The sequence below is a fragment of the Streptomyces sp. V3I7 genome (genome assembly GCF_030817495.1).
Taxonomy (GTDB): domain Bacteria; phylum Actinomycetota; class Actinomycetes; order Streptomycetales; family Streptomycetaceae; genus Streptomyces.
In genome coordinates this window covers 5,828,526-5,847,265 of record NZ_JAUSZK010000001.1, presented here as the reverse complement: position 1 = coordinate 5,847,265, position 18,740 = coordinate 5,828,526, and the positions used below count along the sequence as shown (strand labels likewise).

At 72.0% G+C, this 18,740-nt stretch carries 16 protein-coding genes and 3 pseudogenes; 7 read left to right on the top strand and 12 right to left on the bottom strand.

Annotation, left to right across the window (positions count from 1 at the left end; translation table 11 throughout):
* Positions 1-22: 22 nt before the first annotated feature.
* The 7 genes from QFZ74_RS27040 to QFZ74_RS27010 all read right to left on the bottom strand — a co-directional run bounded on the left by QFZ74_RS27040 (position 23) and on the right by QFZ74_RS27010 (position 7,185).
* Positions 23-814, bottom strand: a complete 792-nt coding sequence (locus QFZ74_RS27040) for an ABC transporter ATP-binding protein (protein WP_307623440.1) — start codon at positions 812-814, stop codon at positions 23-25.
* Complete coding sequence (locus QFZ74_RS27035; RefSeq protein WP_307623439.1) at positions 807-1,736, bottom strand: ABC transporter permease; 930 nt, start codon at positions 1,734-1,736, stop codon at positions 807-809. The genes QFZ74_RS27040 and QFZ74_RS27035 overlap by 8 nt, the downstream gene beginning before the upstream one ends.
* A 117-nt stretch (positions 1,737-1,853) precedes the next feature.
* Positions 1,854-2,726 carry a glycosyltransferase family 2 protein gene (locus tag QFZ74_RS27030; RefSeq protein ID WP_307624291.1) on the bottom strand — a complete coding sequence of 291 codons (873 nt, stop codon included), beginning with the start codon at positions 2,724-2,726 and terminating at the stop codon, positions 1,854-1,856.
* Positions 2,727-2,743: 17 nt separating this feature from the next.
* Positions 2,744-3,523, bottom strand: coding sequence for a CDP-alcohol phosphatidyltransferase family protein (locus tag QFZ74_RS27025; RefSeq protein WP_307623438.1), 780 nt, complete (start codon positions 3,521-3,523; stop codon positions 2,744-2,746).
* A complete protein-coding gene (locus tag QFZ74_RS27020) occupies positions 3,501-4,562 on the bottom strand; it encodes an iron-containing alcohol dehydrogenase family protein (protein ID WP_307623437.1) in 1,062 nt (353 codons plus the stop codon). Before QFZ74_RS27020 ends, QFZ74_RS27025 begins: the two co-directional genes overlap by 23 nt.
* Complete coding sequence (locus QFZ74_RS27015) at positions 4,550-5,302, bottom strand: phosphocholine cytidylyltransferase family protein (protein ID WP_307623436.1); 753 nt, start codon at positions 5,300-5,302, stop codon at positions 4,550-4,552. The genes QFZ74_RS27020 and QFZ74_RS27015 overlap by 13 nt, the downstream gene beginning before the upstream one ends.
* Positions 5,299-7,185: a DUF5941 domain-containing protein gene (locus QFZ74_RS27010; protein WP_307623435.1), complete on the bottom strand. Its 1,887-nt coding sequence runs from the start codon at positions 7,183-7,185 to the stop codon at positions 5,299-5,301. Before QFZ74_RS27010 ends, QFZ74_RS27015 begins: the two co-directional genes overlap by 4 nt.
* A gap of 487 nt (positions 7,186-7,672) precedes the next feature.
* Between QFZ74_RS27010 and QFZ74_RS27005 the strand changes: the two genes are divergently transcribed.
* Together QFZ74_RS27005 and idi are read left to right on the top strand one after the other, a co-directional pair.
* The gene (locus QFZ74_RS27005; protein ID WP_307623434.1) at positions 7,673-8,614 is read left to right on the top strand and encodes a cation diffusion facilitator family transporter; all 942 of its coding nucleotides are present in this window, start codon (positions 7,673-7,675) and stop codon (positions 8,612-8,614) included.
* Between the two features lie 315 nt (positions 8,615-8,929).
* Positions 8,930-9,523, top strand: coding sequence for an isopentenyl-diphosphate Delta-isomerase (gene idi, locus QFZ74_RS27000; RefSeq protein ID WP_307623433.1), 594 nt, complete (start codon positions 8,930-8,932; stop codon positions 9,521-9,523).
* A 103-nt stretch (positions 9,524-9,626) separates the two neighbouring features.
* Here the strand turns inward: idi and QFZ74_RS26995 are convergent, their stop codons facing one another.
* Positions 9,627-10,121 carry an ATP-binding protein gene (locus QFZ74_RS26995; RefSeq protein WP_307624290.1) on the bottom strand — a complete coding sequence of 165 codons (495 nt, stop codon included), beginning with the start codon at positions 10,119-10,121 and terminating at the stop codon, positions 9,627-9,629.
* Between the two features lie 268 nt (positions 10,122-10,389).
* Between QFZ74_RS26995 and QFZ74_RS26990 the strand changes: the two genes are divergently transcribed.
* A complete protein-coding gene (locus QFZ74_RS26990; RefSeq protein ID WP_307623432.1) occupies positions 10,390-11,139 on the top strand; it encodes an enoyl-CoA hydratase/isomerase family protein in 750 nt (249 codons plus the stop codon).
* On the opposite strand, the pseudogene QFZ74_RS26985 reads toward QFZ74_RS26990, so the two are convergent.
* Positions 11,117-11,759: pseudogene (locus QFZ74_RS26985) on the bottom strand (DJ-1/PfpI family protein). The gene QFZ74_RS26990 and the pseudogene QFZ74_RS26985 sit on opposite strands and share 23 nt — an antisense overlap.
* A gap of 36 nt (positions 11,760-11,795) precedes the next feature.
* Positions 11,796-12,755: a GlxA family transcriptional regulator gene (locus tag QFZ74_RS26980; protein WP_307623431.1), complete on the bottom strand. Its 960-nt coding sequence runs from the start codon at positions 12,753-12,755 to the stop codon at positions 11,796-11,798.
* Positions 12,756-12,913: 158 nt separating this feature from the next.
* On the opposite strand from QFZ74_RS26980, the gene QFZ74_RS26975 reads away from it, so the two are divergent.
* From QFZ74_RS26975 to QFZ74_RS26965, 3 genes are all read left to right on the top strand, one after another.
* Positions 12,914-15,295: a Tex family protein gene (locus QFZ74_RS26975; RefSeq protein WP_307623430.1), complete on the top strand. Its 2,382-nt coding sequence runs from the start codon at positions 12,914-12,916 to the stop codon at positions 15,293-15,295.
* Between the two features lie 83 nt (positions 15,296-15,378).
* Positions 15,379-15,942 (top strand): putative glycolipid-binding domain-containing protein, encoded by a 564-nt coding sequence (locus tag QFZ74_RS26970; RefSeq protein ID WP_307623429.1) that lies wholly within the window; start codon positions 15,379-15,381, stop codon positions 15,940-15,942.
* A gap of 102 nt (positions 15,943-16,044) precedes the next feature.
* Positions 16,045-16,482, top strand: coding sequence for an SRPBCC domain-containing protein (locus QFZ74_RS26965; protein ID WP_307623428.1), 438 nt, complete (start codon positions 16,045-16,047; stop codon positions 16,480-16,482).
* A 35-nt stretch (positions 16,483-16,517) separates the two neighbouring features.
* On the opposite strand, the gene QFZ74_RS26960 is transcribed toward QFZ74_RS26965, so the two are convergent.
* Together QFZ74_RS26960 and QFZ74_RS26955 are read right to left on the bottom strand one after the other, a co-directional pair.
* Positions 16,518-18,158 (bottom strand): ABC-F family ATP-binding cassette domain-containing protein, encoded by a 1,641-nt coding sequence (locus QFZ74_RS26960; RefSeq protein WP_307623427.1) that lies wholly within the window; start codon positions 18,156-18,158, stop codon positions 16,518-16,520.
* A gap of 36 nt (positions 18,159-18,194) precedes the next feature.
* Positions 18,195-18,443, bottom strand: a pseudogene (locus QFZ74_RS26955) (oxidoreductase); the annotation flags it as partial.
* 32 nt (positions 18,444-18,475) lie between these two features.
* On the opposite strand from QFZ74_RS26955, the pseudogene QFZ74_RS26950 reads away from it, so the two are divergent.
* A pseudogene (locus tag QFZ74_RS26950) lies at positions 18,476-18,733 on the top strand (FAD-dependent oxidoreductase); the annotation flags it as partial.
* Positions 18,734-18,740 lie beyond the last annotated feature (7 nt).

The window sequence follows — 18,740 nt, the reverse complement described above, 5'->3', positions numbered from 1 at the left end:
GGTGGCCCGGACGGCCTCTGCCTCACTTGCCGGTGAACTTCTCGTACTCCTTGAGGACCTCTTCGGTGGGCCCGTCCATGCGCAGCTCACCGCGCTCCAGCCACAGGACGCGGTTGCAGGTGTCGCGGATGGACTTGTTGTTGTGGCTGACCAGGAAGACGGTGCCCGCCTCCTTGCGCAGCTCCCGGATCCGGGCCTCGGAGCGCTTCTGGAACTTGCGGTCACCGGTGGCCAGCGCCTCGTCGATCATGAGGACGTCGTGGTCCTTGGCGGCCGCGATCGAGAAGCGCAGCCGGGCGGCCATGCCGGAGGAGTAGGTGCGCATCGGCAGGGTGATGAAGTCGCCCTTCTCGTTGATGCCGGAGAAGTCGACGATCTCCTGGTAGCGCTCCTTGATCTGCTCGCGGGACATGCCCATGGCCAGACCGCCCAGGATGATGTTGCGCTCGCCCGTCAGGTCGTTCATCAGGGCCGCGTTGACGCCCAGCAGGGAGGGCTGGCCGTCGGTGTAGACCTTGCCGCTCTCGGCGGGCAGCAGGCCGGCGATGGCCCGCAGCAGTGTGGACTTGCCGGAGCCGTTGGAGCCGATCAGGCCGATCGCCTCGCCGCGGTAGGCGGTGAAGGAGACGCCGCGTACGGCGTGCACCTTGCGCACGCCGCGCTCCTCGCCCCGCTTGAGTATCCGGCTGAGGGCGGCGGTGGCGCTGCCCTTGCCGGCCTTCGCGCCGTTGACGCGGTAGACGATGTGCAGTTCGTCGGCGATGACGGTCGGGACGTGCGCGCCCGTCTGCTGCTCAGGGGTGGGCTCAGCCACGGCCGTACCTCTCCTCCGCCTTCCAGAAGTACACGAACCCGCCGAGCGCGACGACCACGGCCCAGCCCGCCGCCAGCGCCCAGACGTGGGCGGGGAGGTTCTCGGAGCCGTAGCCGTCGATCAGCGCGAAGCGGATCAGGTCCATGTAGACCGCCGCCGGGTTCCACTGGAGCACGTTCGCCGCCCACTGGGGCCGGTCGGCGAGCATGATCGGGATGGAGAACATCACGCCTGACGCGTACATCCACGTACGCATCACGAACGGCATCAGCTGCGCGAGGTCCGGGGTCTTGGCGCCGGCCCGGGCCATGATCAGCGCGAGGCCGGTGTTGAAGAGGAACTGCAGGGCCAGGGCCGGGACGATCAGCAGCCAGGACAGGTCCGGGTAGTTGCCGAAGGCCACGGCCACGGCGAACAGCACCAGCATCGAGAAGAGCAGCTGCTGGAGCTGCTGCAGCGCGAAGGAGATCGGCAGGGATGCGCGCGGGAAGTGCAGCGCACGGACCAGGCCGAGGTTGCCGGAGATCGCGCGGACGCCCGCCATGACCGAGCTCTGCGTGAAGGTGAAGACGAACACGCCCGTGACCAGGAACGGGACGTACACGCTGTGTGGCATGCCCCGGCTGGCGTTGAGGATCACACCGAAGATGACGTAGTACACGCCGGCGTTCAGCAGCGGGGTGGCCACCTGCCAGAGCTGGCCGAGCTTGGCCTGGCTGTACTGGGCGGTCAGCTTCGCCTGGGAGAAGGCGAGGATGAAGTGGCGCCGGCCCCACAGCCGGCGGACGTACTCCCCGAGGGAGGGGCGGGCGCCGCTGACGGTGAGCCCGTACTTGTCGGCGAGCTGCGTCGCCGTGAGCCCCTCGTCGGGCGGAGGTGCGGTACTCACCGCGACTGCGCCGTCATGCGTTGTCTCACTCACCAGTGGATACTTTCGTCTTCGGGATGCGCGGCCGGTGCAGGCCGCGCACGGTCCGGTGCCGCTGAACCGGGGCCCGGCCTTCGGCGCCGGGCCCGGGTGCTCTCCGCATCGAGCTTGTCAGATGACCGGAGGGCGGCCCAGTCGGGTCAGCCGCCACACCGTACGCCACTTCATGGGCCGGCGGGGACCGCAGCCGGTGGCCCAGCCCTCCTTGAAACCACCGAGCCAGGCCTTGAGGGCCGGGCGCGAGGGGCGACGCAGCAGCGTCAGCAGCAGCCACACCCCGAGGTAGACCGGGACGAGCAGGGCGGGGAGGTTGCGGCGCGCCAGCCAGACGCGGTTGCGGGCGACCATGCGGTGGTAGACGGCATGCCGCGAGGGCGCGGTCGTCGGGTGGAACAGCACCATGTCGGACCGGTAGTCGATCATCCAGCCCGCGTTGAGGGCGCGCCAGGCGAGGTCGGTCTCCTCGTGCGCGTAGAAGAACTCGTCCGGCAGGCCGCCGACCTCGGTGAAGACCTTCGTACGGACGGCGTTGGCGCCGCCGAGGAAGGTGGTCACCCGCGAGGAGCGCATCGGGTCGGCGGCGCGCAGGCGCGGCACGTGCCGGCGCTGGGTCTCGCCGGTGTCCGGGTCGGCGATGCGGAAGCTGATGATGCCGAGCTCGGGGTCGGCGGCGAAGGCCTGGCGGCACAGCTCGGCGGTGTCGTGCCGGGCGAGGAGGCCGTCGTCGTCGAGGAAGAGCAGGACGTCGACGTCGCTGCCGCCGGGGCCGAAGGCCTCGATGCCGACGTTGCGGCCACCGGGGATGCCGAGGTTCTCGGGCAGCTCGACGGTCCGTACGCCCTCGGGGACGTCGGGGACGGGCGAGCCGTTGCCGACGACGACCACCTCGACAGGGGCGCCGTCCTGCCCCGCGACCGAGTCGATCAGGGCCCGCAGTTCGTCGGGGCGGTTGCCCATGGTGATGATCACCGCGCCGACCTTCATCGTGGACTCCATGGCACTCACCGCAGCCTGCTCGACGCGAGAACGGACACGAGGTGCAGCAGGGTCTGCAGCATCGCGATCCCGGCGAGCACGGCGGTGCCGAGCCGGGTGAAGAAGAGGTCGCCCCTGATCTGGTCCACGACCGCGAGGGCCAGGATCAGCAGGGAGGCCTCGATACCGAGGATCAGCCGGTGGAACCTGAGCGCCGCCGCGGCCCTGCGGGCGAGCGCCACGCCGGAGGAGCGCGGCTCGGCCGCGGCCTCCTTGACCGGCGGCAGGCCGCCCTGGTGGCGGGCGACGCCGACCAGGTCGGTCTCGGCCTTGATCAGGATCGCGCCGAGCGCGGCGAGGGTGCCGAGGAAGGCCCACAGCCAGTCGATACGGCCGCTGCCCCACAGGTCGGCGGCGCGCAGGCCGAGGCCGACCAGCACGGCGGCGTCGGTGAGATAGGCGCCGACCCGGTCGAGGTAGACCCCGCCGAGCGAGTACTGCTTCTTCCAGCGCGCGATCTCACCGTCGACGCAGTCCAGCAGCAGGTACAGCTGGACCGCGACCACGCCGAGCACGGCCCCCGCGATCCCCGGCACCACAAGGGCCGGGGCCGCGAGGACGCCGCAGACGGTCATCAGGTACGTGAGCTGGTTGGGCGTGATCCTGGTGTTCACCAGGTAGCGGTCCACCCGCAGCGAGACCTCGCGCATGTAGAGGCGTCCCGCCCAGTGCTCACCGCTGCGCCGGTCCTTCACCCCCGCGGGATGGACGACCGGCCGGAGTTCAGCTACCGATGGCCTTGACATAGTCGGCGTAGATGTCCTTGATCTGGTGGGTCTTGAGGTCGAGGTGCTCGAGGATCGTGTAGCGGCCGGGACGGGTCTCCGGGGCGAACTCCACGACCCGGACGAACTCGTCCACGGTGAAGCCGATGTCCTCCGGCAGCACCGGCAGCCCGTGCCGGCGCAGCACCTCGGCCATCCGGCCCGCTTCCTCGTGGGACCCGCGCAGGTACGTCGCGAAGGCCGCTCCGAGTCCCGCCTGCTCGCCGTGGCTCGCGGCGCGCTGCGGGAAGAGGAGGTCGAAGGCGTGGTTGATCTCGTGGCAGGCGCCGGAGCACGGGCGGGAGTCGCCCGACACCGACATCGCGATACCGCTGAGGACCAGCGCCTCCGCGAGCACCTGGAGGAAGCCGTTGTCGCCGACCCCGCCAGGGTGGCGCAGCACGGCCTCGCCGGCCTGGCGGGCCATGGCCGCGGCGAGACCGTCGATCTTCTCGCCGTTGACCCGGTTGGACAGCTCCCAGTCGGCGACCGAGGAGATGTTGGAGATCGCGTCGCCGATGCCGGAGCGCACGAAGCGCACCGGTGCGTCGCGGATCACGTCCAGGTCGATGACGACCGCGACCGGGTTGGGCACACCGTAGGAGCCGCGGCCCGCGTCGTTGTCGAGCGTGGCGACCGGGGAGCACAGACCGTCGTGCGCGAGGTTCGTCGGCACGGCGACCAGCGGCAGGCCCACGCGGGCGGCCGCGAACTTGGCACAGTCGATGATCTTGCCGCCGCCGAGTCCGACGACCGCGTCGTACCGCCCGGACTTCATCTCACCGGCGAGCCGGATCGCGTCGTCCAGAGTGCCGCCGCCGACCTCGAACCAGGTCGCGCCCGGCAGGGACGGCGCGAGCCGCTCCCGCAGCTTCGCACCGGAACCACCGCTGACCGCGACCGCGAGCCGGCCCGAGTGCGAGATGCGCTCGTCGGCGAGGACAGCCGCCAGGTCGTCCAGGGCACCCGGACGGATGTCCACGACGACCGGCGAGGGAATCAGCCTCGTCAGTACTGGCACGCGATCTCACGCCCCTTGGCGAGGTCGTCGTGGTTGTCGATCTCGACCCACCTCACGTCGCCGATCGGCGCCACGTCCACCTTGAAACCGCGGTTGACGAGCTCCTGGTAACCGTCCTCGTAGTACAGGTCCGGGTCCCGCTCGAACGTCGTCCTCAGCGCGTCCGCCAGCTCCGCCGCCGCGTCACCCTCGATCAGCGTCACGCCGATGTACTCGCCCGTCGCCTCCGCCGGGTCCATCAGCTTCGTGATCCTCTGGACACCCTTGGCCGGGTCGACGACGACCTTCATCTCCTCGTCCGCCAGCGACTTCACCGTGTCCAGCGCGAGGATGATCCTCCTGCCCTCACCACGGGCGGCCAGCAGCGTCTTCTCGACCGAGACCGGGTGCACCGTGTCACCGTTGGCGAGGATCACACCGTCCTTCAGCGCGTCCCGCCCGCACCACAGGGAGTAGGCGTTGTTCCACTCCTCGGCCTTGTCGTTGTCGATCAGCGTCAGCTTCAGGCCGTACTTCGCCTCCAGCGCCGCCTTCCGCTCGTACACGGCCTCCTTGCGGTAGCCGACGATGACCGCGACCTCCGACAGACCCACCTCGGCGAAGTTCCCCAGAGTCAGGTCCAGCACCGTCAGCGACTCCTCGTCGCCCTCCGGACCCACCGGCACCAGAGCCTTGGGCAGGGTGTCGGTGTAGGGACGCAGACGCCGTCCGGCGCCGGCCGCCAGCACAAGGCCGATCATGCGGTTTCTCCTTCGTCGTGTACGGCGGGCGCGCCACCCTGGTGGGCGGACACCCAGAAGCGGATGCTCTCGACGAGCACCAGCAGAGCCACGGCCACGGCGAGGACCGTGAGCGCGAGCGTGAACTGCGGGGCGGTGAGCAGCGCGGCGAGGACGGTGACGAGCAGCGTCCGCCCCTCCTGCCCCCCGATGGCGCGCACCAGCCAGGCCGGCGGCGCTCCGGCGTCGCCGCGGATGCGGTACACCGTGTCGTAGTGATGGTAGGCGACGGCCGCAACCAGCCCGAAAGCTGCCGGAAGGGCTCCGTTCACGTCCGCCTTGGCCGCCAGGACCAGGACGGTCCCGTACTCGGCGGCGCGCAGGACGGGCGGCACCAGCCAGTCGAGGGCGCCCTTGAGGGGGCGGCGCAGCGCCAGGCCGGAGGTGATGGTGTAGACGACGGCGCCCGCGACGGGCGCCCAGGTCACACCGGAGAAGAGGGAGACGGCGAGGACGGCCGTGCCGGCCAGCGCGATGAGCAGCGGGGAGCCGATCGCGCGCGTCACGCGGGCGGTGCCCGTGGCGAGGGGGCCGTTGTCGGCCAGGTCTGCCAGCGCCTGCGCGGCCCGGTCGGTGCTCCCCCCGTGCTCAACGCCTGGGGGGACCCCCACGGCCTTGCGGGTCAGCGAGCGAAGCACGCGCCCGGCCGTGGTGTACGTCGCGGCGATGGCACAGCCGACGAGCAGGACGTAGAAGGTGATGCGGGGCGTGGTGAACGCGGTGAGGACGGCGATCATGGCCCAGCGCTCACCGATGGGCAGCACTATCATCCGGCGCACCCAGACCGTCCAGCCGACGCTGTCGAGCTTTCCGGAGAGGGCGGCGGTGGGGCTGGTGTTGGCGGTGGCGTCGTGGTTGGCCTCGTTGAAGGAGAAGTCCACGACGTGCCGGCAGGTCTGCAGGATCATGGCGCCGAGCGCGAGGGCCCATACATCGTCATGGCCGCCGCGGGCCGCGCCGAGGGCGAGGCCGGCGTAGTAGGCGTACTCCTTGGCCCGGTCGAAGGTGGCGTCGAGCCAGGCGCCGAGCGTGGAGTACTGGAGCGAGTAGCGGGCCAGCTGGCCGTCCGTGCAGTCCAGGACGAACGAGCAGAGCAGCAGGACGCCGGCCGCGACGAAGCCGGTGCGGGTGCCGGTGGCCGCGCAGGCCGCCGCGATCAGGGCGGTGAGCAGCGAGGCGGTGGTGACCTGGTTGGGGGTCAGGCCGCGGCGCGCGCACCAGCGGGCTATGTAGCGCGAGTACGGGCTGATGCAGAACGTGGTGAAGAAGCCGTCGCGGGCCTTCACCGCGGTCTTCAGGCGTACGGCCTCGTCGTCGACGCCGGCCACGGCCTGCCGGGCCTCGTTGCGGGCCTGCGGGTCGGCCGGGACGGCGGCGACCAGGCTGCCGAGGTCGGGGCGGTGCACATCGACGCCGTCGGCGTCCAGGGCGGCACCGATGCGGTCGGCGAGCGCGTCGACGGCGGTGACGGCTCCGGCGCCCGCCTGCTCGGACGCGGCCGGGGGCGCCGTGGGACCCGCCGTCGCGAGGGTGTCGCCGGCCGCCGACGTCTCACGGGCCATCGCCCGGGTCAGGGCCTGGCGGCCGGCCGGCTGGGCGGTCACGGCGCCCGGGACGGCGGCGAGCGGGAAGCGGGGGTCGGTCAGGCCGAGGCGCAGCGCGTGCACGTGGCCGACGAAACGCGCGTCGACGACGGCGACCCGCTCATCGCTCGGGACCGTGGCGAGGAGCGTCTCCGCGTCGGATGTCCCGGAGGCCACCCGCACCTCGAAGCCGAGGGACCGCAGATCGCTCTCTAGCGACGATCCGGGGACCGGCTGACCGGTGAGGATGGCGGTCGACAACCGAAACTCACTCCCTGGGTGCCGACGCACCTGCGCCGGTCGTCTGCATGAATGGGGTACGCCGCTGGCCCGTGGCACCCGGGCGGCATCCGGCAGAGGCTATCGGATGCCCGGAAGGTTGCGTTCACCACCCGTTCACGGCCCCGTCGACGGGGTCTGTCCCGCGACCTCTGCCGCGATCATCATGGGTGATGCGGGGCCCGCCCCACAAACCGTGCCGCCATCCCGGGCATCGTGGACATGGGGCATACGTCCCGCGGCATCGGCACAGGACGGGCGGTCGTGGCCGCCTCCTCCCCCAGGTGGACACGGCGTCCTCCGCACCGCGCTGACCTGGGATTGTTTCCGCAGGTCAGGCCATATGACAACGGTGTTCAGTGCCGCGTTGCCGGGTGCCCCGCGCGCGTAGTTCACTGTGATCCGGGAGAAGAGTTACCTGCAACGGTGCTCCCGGGAGTATCGGCCGAATCACAGGAGGGCGGTGTCCATGGGGGCCGGGCACGACCACGGTCACACGCACACGCACGTACCCGCCTCGGGTACGGCGGCCGCCGCGTACCGGGGCAGGCTGCGGGCCGCGCTGGCGATCACGGTCGCCGTCATGGTGGCCGAGGTCATCGGCGGGGTGGCCGCCGACTCGCTGGCCCTGATCGCGGACGCCGCGCACATGGCGACGGACGCGCTGGGCCTGGGCATGGCCCTGCTCGCCATCCACTTCGCCAACCTGCCGCCGAGCACCCACCGCACGTTCGGGTTCGCGCGGGCGGAGATCCTCGCCGCGCTCGCCAACTGCCTGCTGCTGCTCGGCGTCGGTGGCTACGTCCTGTTCGAGGCGGTCGAGCGGTTCTTCGCGCCGGCCGACACCCGGGGCGGGCTGATGATCGCGTTCGGTGCGTTCGGCCTGGTCGCGAACATGATCTCGCTCACGCTGCTGATGCGCGGCCAGAAGGACAGCCTGAACGTGCGCGGTGCGTTCCTGGAGGTGGCCGCGGACGCGCTGGGCTCGGTGGCGGTACTGATCTCGGCAGCGGTGATCCTGGCCACGGGCTGGCAGGCCGCCGACCCGATCGCCTCGCTGGTGATCGGCCTCATGATCGTGCCGCGCACGGTGAAGCTGCTGCGCGAGACGCTCGACGTCCTGCTGGAGGCGGCCCCCAAGCATGTCGACATGGCCGAGGTACGAGCACACCTCCTGGCGCTCGACGGGGTGGAGGACGTCCACGATCTGCACGCCTGGACGATCACCTCGGGTCTGCCGGTGCTGTCCGTTCATGTGGTCGTGCGCTCGGACGTCCTGAACGCCACGGGCCACGAGAAGATGCTGCACGAACTCCAGGGCTGCCTGGGCGACCACTTCGACGTGGAGCACTGCACCTTCCAGCTGGAGCCGGGCGGGCACGCGGAGCACGAGGCGCGGTTGTGCCACTGAGCGGGCGCGCCTGCGGGGCGGGCGCGCCTGCGGGGCTTCGTTGCGGACGAGCCAGGGGGCGCTGACGCGAGCGCGTGCGCCGTCCGCCGATCGAATGCGACCTGTCGCGCGCCCGCGCCCCCTCCTCCTGCACCTGAGCGGTTCCCCGTCCCAGGTACGGGGCATGATCACCTTCCAGGTCCCCTCTTCCGGTGGGCCGCCCGGGCCTGCCCGGACCGCGCCGCGCGCGGGACATGCGGACGGCATGGCGAAGTACCGGGCGTGCCGGATTCGTGCGGCAGACTTGGGGTGCGAAGACCGAAGCGAAGGATGGGTATGCCGATCACACCTGCCACCGCGACGCACAGCTCGTCGAACGGCGCCGCAGACGCGATTTTGCTGGAACTGGTCGACGAGAACGGTGTGACGATCGGCACTGCGGAGAAGCTCTCCGCCCACCAGCCACCAGGCAGGCTGCACCGCGCGTTCTCCGTGTTCCTCTTCGACGAGCAGGGGCGGCTGCTGCTCCAGCAGCGCGCCCTGGGCAAGTACCACTCCCCCGGCGTGTGGTCCAACACCTGCTGCGGCCACCCCTACCCCGGTGAGGCCCCCTTCGCGGCCGCGGCCCGGCGGACGTACGAGGAGCTCGGGGTCTCCCCATCGCTGCTCGCCGAGGCCGGGACGGTCCGCTACAACCACCCGGACCCGGCGTCGGGCCTGGTCGAGCAGGAGTACAACCACCTGTTCGTCGGCCTGGTGCAGTCCCCGCTCGCGCCGGACCCGGAGGAGGTCGGGGCGACCGTCTTCGCCACGCCGGCCGAGCTGGCCGAGCGCCACGCGCGCGACACCTTCTCCGCGTGGTTCATGACCGTGCTGGACTCCGCCCGCCCGGCCATCAGGGAACTGACGGGACAGTCCGCGGGCTGGTGAGAGACGTAGGGACAGCCGGGCGAGCGTGCTGCCGCCCGGCTGTTTCGCGTCTCGGCGGCCGGAGCCTTCCGGACAGGACGCTCACAGCCGCTCGGCAGAACCGTCACACCAGCCGGACCGGCTTGAGCGGCAGGGCGGCCCAGATCACCTTGCCGCCGCTCGCCGTGTGCTCCACGTCGATGACGCCGCCCGCCTCCCGCGCCACCTCGCGCACCAGGAGCAGTCCGCGCCCGCCGGTCTGGCCGTGGTCGGCCTCCAGGGCGGTGGGGCGGTAGGGGTGGTTGTCCTCCACCGAGACCCGCACCCACTCGGCGCCGACGGCGACCTCCACGGCGAGCATCGGCGACAGCAGGGCCGCGTGCCGGACCGCGTTGGTGACCAGTTCGGAGATGATCAGCAGAAGACCGTGGACGGTGTCGTCCGAGACCGGGACGCCCTGGCGCATCAGCAGGTCCCGTACCGCGTGCCGCGCCTGCGGGACCGAGGCCTCCACGGCCGGGGCGGTGAACCGCCAGACTCCCTCGTACGGCAGCGGATCCGGCGGCCGCCGGCCGCCTTCCTCTGGGCGCGAGCCGTCCCCGCGCCCGTGGTTGTCCATCGTCCGGTCGCCACCCTTGCGCTCGATTGTCCCCACACGTCGAGTGTTGGTAACGACGCCGTCCGCTCCGGACGACTGAACAGAAGTCAGCTGTTATCGAGCGCTTCTGACCGTTGGCGTATGACAAGGTCAGTTGTGGGACTGCTCCTGTCCCCGCCGCGCCGACTTCGCGAACTATTCGGGTTGTACGGGTTTGACGGTCCCGTCCATTTCACCGGCGGCCGGCCGCCCGGCGGGGCCGCACCGCCGGGCGGATAGCATCCCGCGCATGGAGCCCCAGCTGCTGCACGACGTCACCGACTCGGTCGCCACCGTGGTCGTCCACCACCCGGCCAAGCGCAACGCCATGACGGCCGCGATGTGGCGGTCGCTGCCGCCGCTGCTGGACACGCTGGCCGCCGATCCGGACGTACGGGCGCTGGTGCTCACCGGTGAGGGCGCGACCTTCTGCGCCGGCGCGGACATCTCCACGCTCCAGGGCTCACCGGAGGAGGCGCAGGGGCTCGCCGTGCGCGCCGAGGAGGCGCTCGCCGCGTTCCCGAAGCCGACGCTGGCGGCCGTGCGCGGTCACTGCGTGGGCGGTGGCTCGCAGCTCGCGGCGGCCTGCGATCTGCGGTTCGCCGAGGCGGGGGCGTTGTTCGGGGTGACGCCCGCGAAGCTCGGCATCGTCTACCCGGCGTCCTCCACCCGTCGGCTGGTCTCGCTCGTGGGTCCGGCCACCGCTAAGTTCCTGCTGTTCTCGGGCGAGTTGATCGACACCGAGCGGGCGCTGCGCACGGGCCTGGTCGACGAGGTGCTGCCGGAGGGCGAACTGGGCAAGCGCGTCGCGGAGTTCACCCGGGTCCTGGTCTCCCGGTCCCAGCTGACGCAGGCCGCCGCCAAGGAGTTCGCGAACGGCCGCACGGACCGCGACGCCCACTGGACGGACCAGGCCCGCGACGCCGGGGACACCGAGGAGGGCGTCACCGCGTTCCTGGAGCGCCGGCAGCCACGGTTCAGCTGGACCGCGTCAGGATGAAGCGGCTCCGCGCGCGCAGCACTTCGACGAGGTGCGCGGGCGCCTTGAGCGGCGAGCCCGAGTCGTAGGGCGGCTGCGGGTCGTACTCGGTGCCCAGCTGGACGGCCCGGGCGTGGTCGTCGCCCGCGATCCGGCCGACGAGCGCGAGCGCCATCGATGCCGGAGGAGACCCCGGCCGCGGTGACGTACTTGCCGTCGAACACGACGCGTTCGCCGGTCGGGCGCGCGCCGAACCGCGACAGCTGGTCGAGGGCCAGCCAGTGCGAGGTCGCGCGGCGCCCCTCCAGGAGACCGGCGGCGGCGAGCAGCAGGGAGCCGGAGCAGACGGACGTCGTCCAGGTGCTGGTGGCGTCGGCGGCGCGCAGCCAGTCCAGCAGGGGCGCGTGGTCCATCAGTTCACTCTGCCCCGGGCCGCCGGACACCACCACGATGTCGGGGCTGGGCACCTCGGCCAGGGACTTGTCGGCGGTGACGGCGAGGAACCCGGTTTCCGTGCGGACGGGTCCGGCCTTCTCGGCGACGAACACGGGCTCCGCGTCCGGGAGACGGGACAGCATCTCGTACGGGCCGACGACATCGAGGGCGGTGAAACCGTCGTAGACGAGGATGGCGATCTGCATGGCTGGCCTTTCAACGGGCGGTATCGGGACGGAAGTTCAGTGGGCGGCGGCGGGGCGGAAGCGGCGCCGGTACTCGGCCGGGGCTGCGCCGAGCGTCCGGACGAACGCGCGCCGCATGGCCTCGGGTGTGCCGTAGCCGCTGGCCCGGGAGATCTGTTCGATGCCGTCGGCGGTGTCCTCCAGGAGCCGCCGGGCGTGTTCGAGGCGGACCCGGTCGACGTAGCGGCCGGGCGTCATGCCGGTCTCGGCCTGGAAGGACCGGGCGAAGTGGCGGGGTGAGAGCAGGGCGCGGGCGGCGAGCGACTCGACGCTCAGATCGCCGTGCGGGTGCTCGGTGATCCACTGCTGGACCTCGCGCAGCGGCTCGCGCCGTGCGGTCTGCGCGGCGAGCTGGGCGCTGAACTGGGCCTGGTTGCCGGGCCGGCGGAGAAAGACCACCAGGTGACGGGCGATGGTGAGGGCGGTGTCCCGTCCCAGGTCCTCCTCGACCAGGGCGAGCGCGAGGTCGATGCCCGAGGTGACACCGGCCGACGTGGCCACATGTCCGTCGCGCACGTAGATGGGGTCGGGGTCGACCTCGACGGCGGGGTGGTCCCGCGCGAGTTTGTCGCAGTACGCCCAGTGCGTCGTGACGCGCCGCCCGTCGAGCAGACCGGCCGCCGCGAGCAGGATCGCCCCGGTGCACACGGAGACCAGCCGCTCGGCGCGGGGTCCGTGCTCGCGCAGCCAGTCGGTCAGCCGCGGGTCGAACCGGCGCGTGCCCTGCCCGCCGGGCACGATCAGCGTGTGCGGGTCGGACGCGTCCGTGAGGACCTGGTCCGGTACGAGGGTGAGCCCGCTGGAGCTGCGGACGGGGCCGCCGTCGAGGGAGGCCGTACGGATGCGGTAGCTGCCCGGCGTGTGGTGCTCGGCGCCCGCGAAGACCTCCGACGGGCCCGTGACGTCCAGGGTCTGGACGCCGTCGAAGAGGACGACGAGAACGGTTCGTTGCGCCATGGGTTCGATTCTTCGCGGGCCCGCGGATGGCCGCAATGACGGGTTCCCCACCTTTTCCGCCACGACAGTTCGGTGCCATGGCGGTGCCCTGAACCCGATTGTCCGTGCCACCTGCCACAATTGCCGCGCAACCTGAGTGGAGAAGGCGGTACGGGATCGTGACGACACCCGAGTCCCTCGAAGTAGGGTCCATCGAAGGCAGGATCGCCGCGGAGCTGGGCGTACGGGAGCGGCAGGTGAAGGCCGCGGTGGAGCTGCTCGACGGCGGTTCGACGGTGCCCTTCATCGCCCGCTACCGCAAGGAAGCGACCGAGATGCTCGACGACGCGCAGCTGCGCACGCTCGAGGAGCGGCTGCGCTATCTGCGCGAGCTGGAGGAGCGCCGGACGGCGATCCTGGAGTCGGTGCGCGAGCAGGGCAAACTCACCGAGGAGCTTCAGGCGCGGATCCGGGGCGCCGAGACCAAGGCGCGGCTCGAGGACATCTACCTGCCGTACAAGCCGAAGCGGCGTACGAAGGCGCAGATCGCGCGCGAGGCGGGTCTTGAGCCGCTGGCGGACGGGCTGCTCGGCGACCCGGCGGTCGAACCGCTCGCCGCTGCCGCCGCCTTCGTCGACGCCGACAAGGGCGTCGCGGATCCGCAGGCGGCGCTGGACGGCGCGCGGGCGATCCTGACCGAGCGGTTCTCCGAGGACGCCGACCTGATCGGCGAGCTGCGCGAGCGCATGTGGGTGCGCGGGCGGCTGGCCGCGAAGGTGCGGGAGGGCAAGGAGGAGGCGGGCGCCAAGTTCGCCGACTACTTCGACTTCGCCGAGCCGTTCACCGAGCTGCCCTCGCACCGGGTCCTCGCCATGCTGCGCGGCGAGAAGGAGGAGGTCCTCGACCTCGTCCTGGAGCCGGAGGAGCCGACCGAGGGGCCTTCCTCGTACGAGGGGATCGTGGCCCACAGGTTCGGCATCGCCGACCGTGGCCGCTCGGCCGACAAGTGGCTGGCGGACACGGTCCGTTGGGCCTGGCGCACCCGCATCCTCGTCCACCTCGGCATCGACCTGCGCCTGCGGCTGCGTACGGCCGCCGAGGACGACGCGGTCGGCGTCTTCGCCGCCAACCTCCGCGACCTGCTGCTCGCCGCGCCGGCCGGCACGCGCTCGACGCTCGGCCTGGACCCCGGCTTCCGTACGGGAGTGAAGGTCGCCGTGGTCGACGCGACCGGCAAGGTCGTCGCCACCGATGTGATCCACCCGCACGTCCCGGCCAACAAGTGGGACGAGGCGCTCGCGAAGCTGGCGCGGCTGGCGAAGGAGCACGCGGTCGAGCTGGTGGCGATCGGCAACGGCACGGCGTCCCGCGAGACGGACAAGCTCGCCGGTGAACTCATCGACAGGCACCCCGAGTTGAACCTCACCAAGGTGATGGTGTCCGAGGCGGGCGCCTCGGTGTACTCGGCGTCGGCGTACGCGTCGCGGGAGCTGCCCGACATGGACGTGTCGCTGCGCGGCGCGGTCTCCATCGCCCGCCGGCTGCAGGACCCGCTGGCCGAGCTGGTGAAGATCGACCCGAAGTCGATCGGCGTCGGCCAGTACCAGCACGACCTGTCCGAGATGAAGCTGTCGCGCTCGCTGGACGCGGTGGTCGAGGACTGTGTGAACGGCGTCGGCGTGGACGTCAACACGGCGTCCGTGCCGCTGCTTTCGCGCGTGTCCGGCATTTCCTCCGGGCTCGCGGAGAACATCGTGGCGCACCGCGACTCGAACGGGCCGTTCCGCTCCCGCGCGGAGCTGAAGAAGGTGTCCCGGCTGGGCCCGAAGGCGTTCGAGCAGTGCGCGGGCTTCCTCCGCATCCGCGGCGGCGACGACCCGCTGGACTCCTCCAGCGTCCACCCCGAGTCGTACCCCGTCGTGCGCCGCATGGTGAAGACCACCGGGCAGGAAGTGGCCGCGCTCGTCGGCAACACGGGCGTGCTGCGGTCGCTGAAGGCGTCGGACTTCGTGGACGAGACGTGCGGTCTGCCGACCGTCACCGACATCCTCAAGGAGCTGGAGAAGCCGGGTCGTGACCCGCGCCCCGCCTTCAAGACGGCCACCTTCAAGGAGGGCGTCGAGAAGATCGCCGACCTGTCGTCCGGGATGGTCCTGGAGGGCGTCGTCACGAACGTGGCCGCCTTCGGGGCGTTCGTGGACGTCGGCGTCCATCAGGACGGGCTGGTCCATGTCTCCGCGATGTCGAAGACGTTCGTCAAGGACCCGCGCGACGTCGTGAAGCCCGGCGACATCGTCAAGGTGAAGGTCCTCGACGTGGACATCCCCCGCAAGCGGATCTCGCTCACGCTGCGCCTCGACGACGAGGCCGCGCCACAGGAGCGGCCGCAGCGCGGCGCCGGCGGCCGTCCGCCCCAGCAGCGCCAGCAGAGGCAGGGCCAGCCGCGCCAGAACCGCGGCGGCGACCGCGGCTCGCGGCAGTCCCCCCCGCCGGCCAACAGCGCCATGGCGGACGCCCTGCGCCGAGCGGGCCTGCTCGACTCGAAGAACGGCCGCCGCTGAGGTACCCGGCCCCGGTTCCCTGCCCACCGCTCGCAGCGAGCGGTGGGCAGGAGCCGGGCCGGCCCCGGCCGTACGGTGAGGACATGACGGCTTCACGAGTCATCACCTGGGACGTGCCGGCGAGCCGGGGGTACGAGACCTCCTGGGTCGAGTTCGACGGGACGGCGCTGCGCGCGCACGGGCGGGCGGTCGGGACGCGTCCGGAGCCGTACTGGATCACGTACGCCCTCGTCACCTCCGACGGTTACGTCACCCGGGAGCTGCGCGTCACGGCCGAGTCCGCGGAGGGGACCCGGTCGCTGGACCTGCGGCACGACGGGGAGGGCCGGTGGACCGGGGACGGGGAGCCCCTGCCCGAGGTCGACGGCGCGCTCGACTGTGACCTGGGACTGAGCCCGCTCACCAACACGATGCCCGTGCTCCGGCACGCGCTCCATCGGGAGCCCGGCGAGCGCGCGTTCCTGATGGCGTGGGTGTCCGTGCCGGATCTCGCCGTAGGGCCGTCGCGGCAGACCTACACCCACCTCCGCCGCCCCGGCGGGAGCGGAGTCGTGCGCTACGCCTCGGGCGACTTCCGCAGCGACCTGGTCCTGGACGCGGACGGCTGCGTGGTCCACTACCCGGGGCTGGCCTCACGGCTGTGGTGAGCCGGCGCCGAACCGTCCGGCGCGCGCCCGACATGCCCGGGAACCCCGGAATGGTTACGCTGCGCCAGGACGGCGCGACACCCCTGCCGAAGGGACGGACCATTGACTACGGACACGGTCATCGTGGAGCGGCTGATCGCCGCCCGCCCCGAGACGGTGTTCGCCTTCTTCACCGACCGGGACAAGTGGCTGTCCTGGATGGGCACGGAGGGCGAGTTCGACTTCGAGCCCGGCGGCGCCTTCCGCACCCGGATCACCGGGGAGAACGTCGCGGAGGGCACCTTCGTCGAGATCGAGCCGATCACCCGGCTGGTCTTCACCTGGGGCTGGGCCGAGGGCGGCCCGGCCGTCGCGTCCGGCTCGACCACCGTCGAGATCACCCTGGAGCCGGTCGTCCAGGGCACCTTCCTCCGTCTGGTCCACCGGGACCTCGACACCCCGGAGGCGCGGGACGCGCACCAGGAGGGCTGGGACCACTACGTCGACCGGCTCGCGCTCGCCGCGGGCGGCCACGATCCGGGGCCCGACGACTGGCTGTGAGCCGCCGAACCCTGTGAGACGCCGGGCCCGGGCCCTCAGCGCTCGGTGAGCTTGCCGTCCGCGACCTCCAGGCGGCGCGTGACGTGGACCGCGTCCAGCATCCGGCGGTCGTGGGTGACGAGGAGCAGCGTGCCCTCGTACGCGTCCAGGGCCGACTCCAGCTGTTCGATGGCGGGCAGGTCGAGGTGGTTCGTGGGCTCGTCGAGGACGAGCAGGTTGACGCCGCGGCCCTGGAGCAGTGCGAGGGCGGCGCGGGTGCGTTCGCCCGGGGAGAGGGTCGCCGCGGGGCGCAGGACGTGGGCCTGCTTGAGTCCGAACTTGGCGAGCAGGGTACGTACCTCGACCGGCTCGGTCTCGGGGACGGCGGCGCAGAAGGCGTCCAGCAGCGCCTCCGTGCCGTGGAACAGCTTGCGGGCCTGGTCGACCTCGCCGACGAGGACGCCCGAGCCGAGCGCGGCGTGCCCCGCGTCCAGCGGGAGGCGGCCGAGCAGCGCGCCGAGCAGGGTCGACTTGCCCGCGCCGTTGGCGCCGGTCACCGCGACCCGGTCGGCCCAGTCGATCTGGAGGGAGACGGGGCCGAAGGTGAAGTCGCCGCGCCGCACCTCGGCGTCCCGCAGGGTCGCGACGACCGCGCCGGAGCGCGGCGCCGACGCGATCTCCATGCGCAGCTCCCACTCCTTGCGCGGCTCCTCGACGACGTCCAGGCGCTCGATCATGCGCTGGGTCTGGCGGGCCTTGGCGGCCTGCTTCTCGCTGGCCTCGCTGCGGAACTTGCGGCCGATCTTGTCGTTGTCGTTGCCCGCCTTGCGCCGGGCGTTCTTCACGCCCTTGTCCATCCAGGAGCGCTGCGTCTGGGCACGGTCCTGGAGGGCGGCCTTCTTGTCGGCGTACTCCTCGAAGTCGTCCCGTGCGTGCCGGCGGGCCACCTCGCGCTCCTCCAGGTAGGCCTCGTAGCCGCCGCCGTAGAGGTTGATCTGCCCTTGGACGAGGTCGAGTTCGAGGACCTTGGTGACCGTGCGGGTGAGGAACTCGCGGTCGTGGCTGACGACGACGGTGCCCGCGCGCAGGCCGGTGACGAAGCGTTCGAGGCGCTCCAGGCCGTCCAGGTCGAGGTCGTTGGTGGGCTCGTCGAGCAGGAAGACGTCGTAGCGGGAGAGCAGGAGGGAGGCGAGGCCGGCGCGGGCGGCCTGGCCGCCGGACAGGGAGGTCATCGGCTGGTCCAGGTCCACGGCCAGGCCGAGGGAGTCCGCCACCTCCTCGGCACGCTCGTCCAGATCGGCGCCGCCGAGGTCCAGCCAGCGCTCCAGGCTCGTCGCGTACGCGTCGTCGGCGCCGGGTGCCCCGTCGACCAGGGCCTGGGTGGCCTCGTCCATCACCCGCTGCGCCTCGGCGACGCCGGTGCGGCGGGCGAGGAACTCCCGCACGCTCTCGCCGGGGCGCCGCTCCGGCTCCTGCGGGAGGTGGCCGACGGTGGCGGTGGGCGGGGACAGGCGCAGCTCGCCCTGCTCGGGTGCGGTGAGTCCGGCGAGCAGCCTGAGCAGCGTGGACTTGCCCGCGCCGTTGGCGCCGACCAGCCCGATCACGTCCCCGGGGGCGACGACGAGGTCGAGCCCGGAGAAGAGCGAGCGGTCGCCGTGGCCGGCGGCGAGGTTCTTGGCGACGAGGGTGGCAGTCATCAGGCCACCGATCCTAAGCGCTGCGAGCCGGTCCGCTCAGCGGGCCACCGCCGCGACCAGCACGCTCCCCGGGGCGCGGGCCACGACGTACGCCTTGCCCTTGACGGCCCGGGCGTCGAGGGGGACGCGGTGGTGGCCCGGTTCCAGTACGCCGTCGAAGACCTCCTGGGCGCGGGTGCGGGAGAACCGGTCGAGTCGGTACGCCGTGACGCGCACCCGGCACGGAGAGGTGATCTCGATGGCCGCCTCGCCGTCGGCGGCGGTGAGCCGGGTGAGCCGGCGCTGCCCGGCCGCACCGCGGCGTCGGGCACCAGCCGTGGTCGCCGGAGCCCGATCCCGAGATCGCCGCCGGGATCATCACGCGGTGCGCGGCCGTGCGGCCGGAGATCGCCGGGGCACGGTTACTGGACCACCGAGTGGGCCTGCGCCCGGCCCGGCACACGGTACGTCTGGAGCGCCGGCCGCTGCCCGGCGGCCGGGTACTGATCCACAACTACGGCCACGGCGGCGCCGGAGTCACCACGGCCTGGGGCTGCGCCCGCGCGGCGGCCGGGCTCGCGTACCCGGCCGCCTGAAGCGGGA

Excerpts from the sequence above, each read along its gene's own strand:
- QFZ74_RS26970 (WP_307623429.1), top strand. The coding sequence starts at position 15,379 with ATGACGGCTTCACGAGTCATCACCTGGGACGTGCCGGCGAGCCGGGGG.
- QFZ74_RS27025 (WP_307623438.1), bottom strand. The coding sequence starts at position 3,523 with ATGTCAAGGCCATCGGTAGCTGAACTCCGGCCGGTCGTCCATCCCGCG.
- QFZ74_RS27015 (WP_307623436.1), bottom strand. The coding sequence starts at position 5,302 with ATGATCGGCCTTGTGCTGGCGGCCGGCGCCGGACGGCGTCTGCGTCCC.
- QFZ74_RS26995 (WP_307624290.1), bottom strand. The coding sequence starts at position 10,121 with ATGGACAACCACGGGCGCGGGGACGGCTCGCGCCCAGAGGAAGGCGGC.
- QFZ74_RS26980 (WP_307623431.1), bottom strand. The coding sequence starts at position 12,755 with ATGGCGCAACGAACCGTTCTCGTCGTCCTCTTCGACGGCGTCCAGACC.
- QFZ74_RS27030 (WP_307624291.1), bottom strand. The coding sequence starts at position 2,726 with ATGAAGGTCGGCGCGGTGATCATCACCATGGGCAACCGCCCCGACGAA.
- QFZ74_RS26960 (WP_307623427.1), bottom strand. The coding sequence starts at position 18,158 with ATGACTGCCACCCTCGTCGCCAAGAACCTCGCCGCCGGCCACGGCGAC.
- QFZ74_RS26990 (WP_307623432.1), top strand. The coding sequence starts at position 10,390 with ATGGAGCCCCAGCTGCTGCACGACGTCACCGACTCGGTCGCCACCGTG.
- idi (WP_307623433.1), top strand. The coding sequence starts at position 8,930 with ATGCCGATCACACCTGCCACCGCGACGCACAGCTCGTCGAACGGCGCC.
- QFZ74_RS27005 (WP_307623434.1), top strand. The coding sequence starts at position 7,673 with ATGGGGGCCGGGCACGACCACGGTCACACGCACACGCACGTACCCGCC.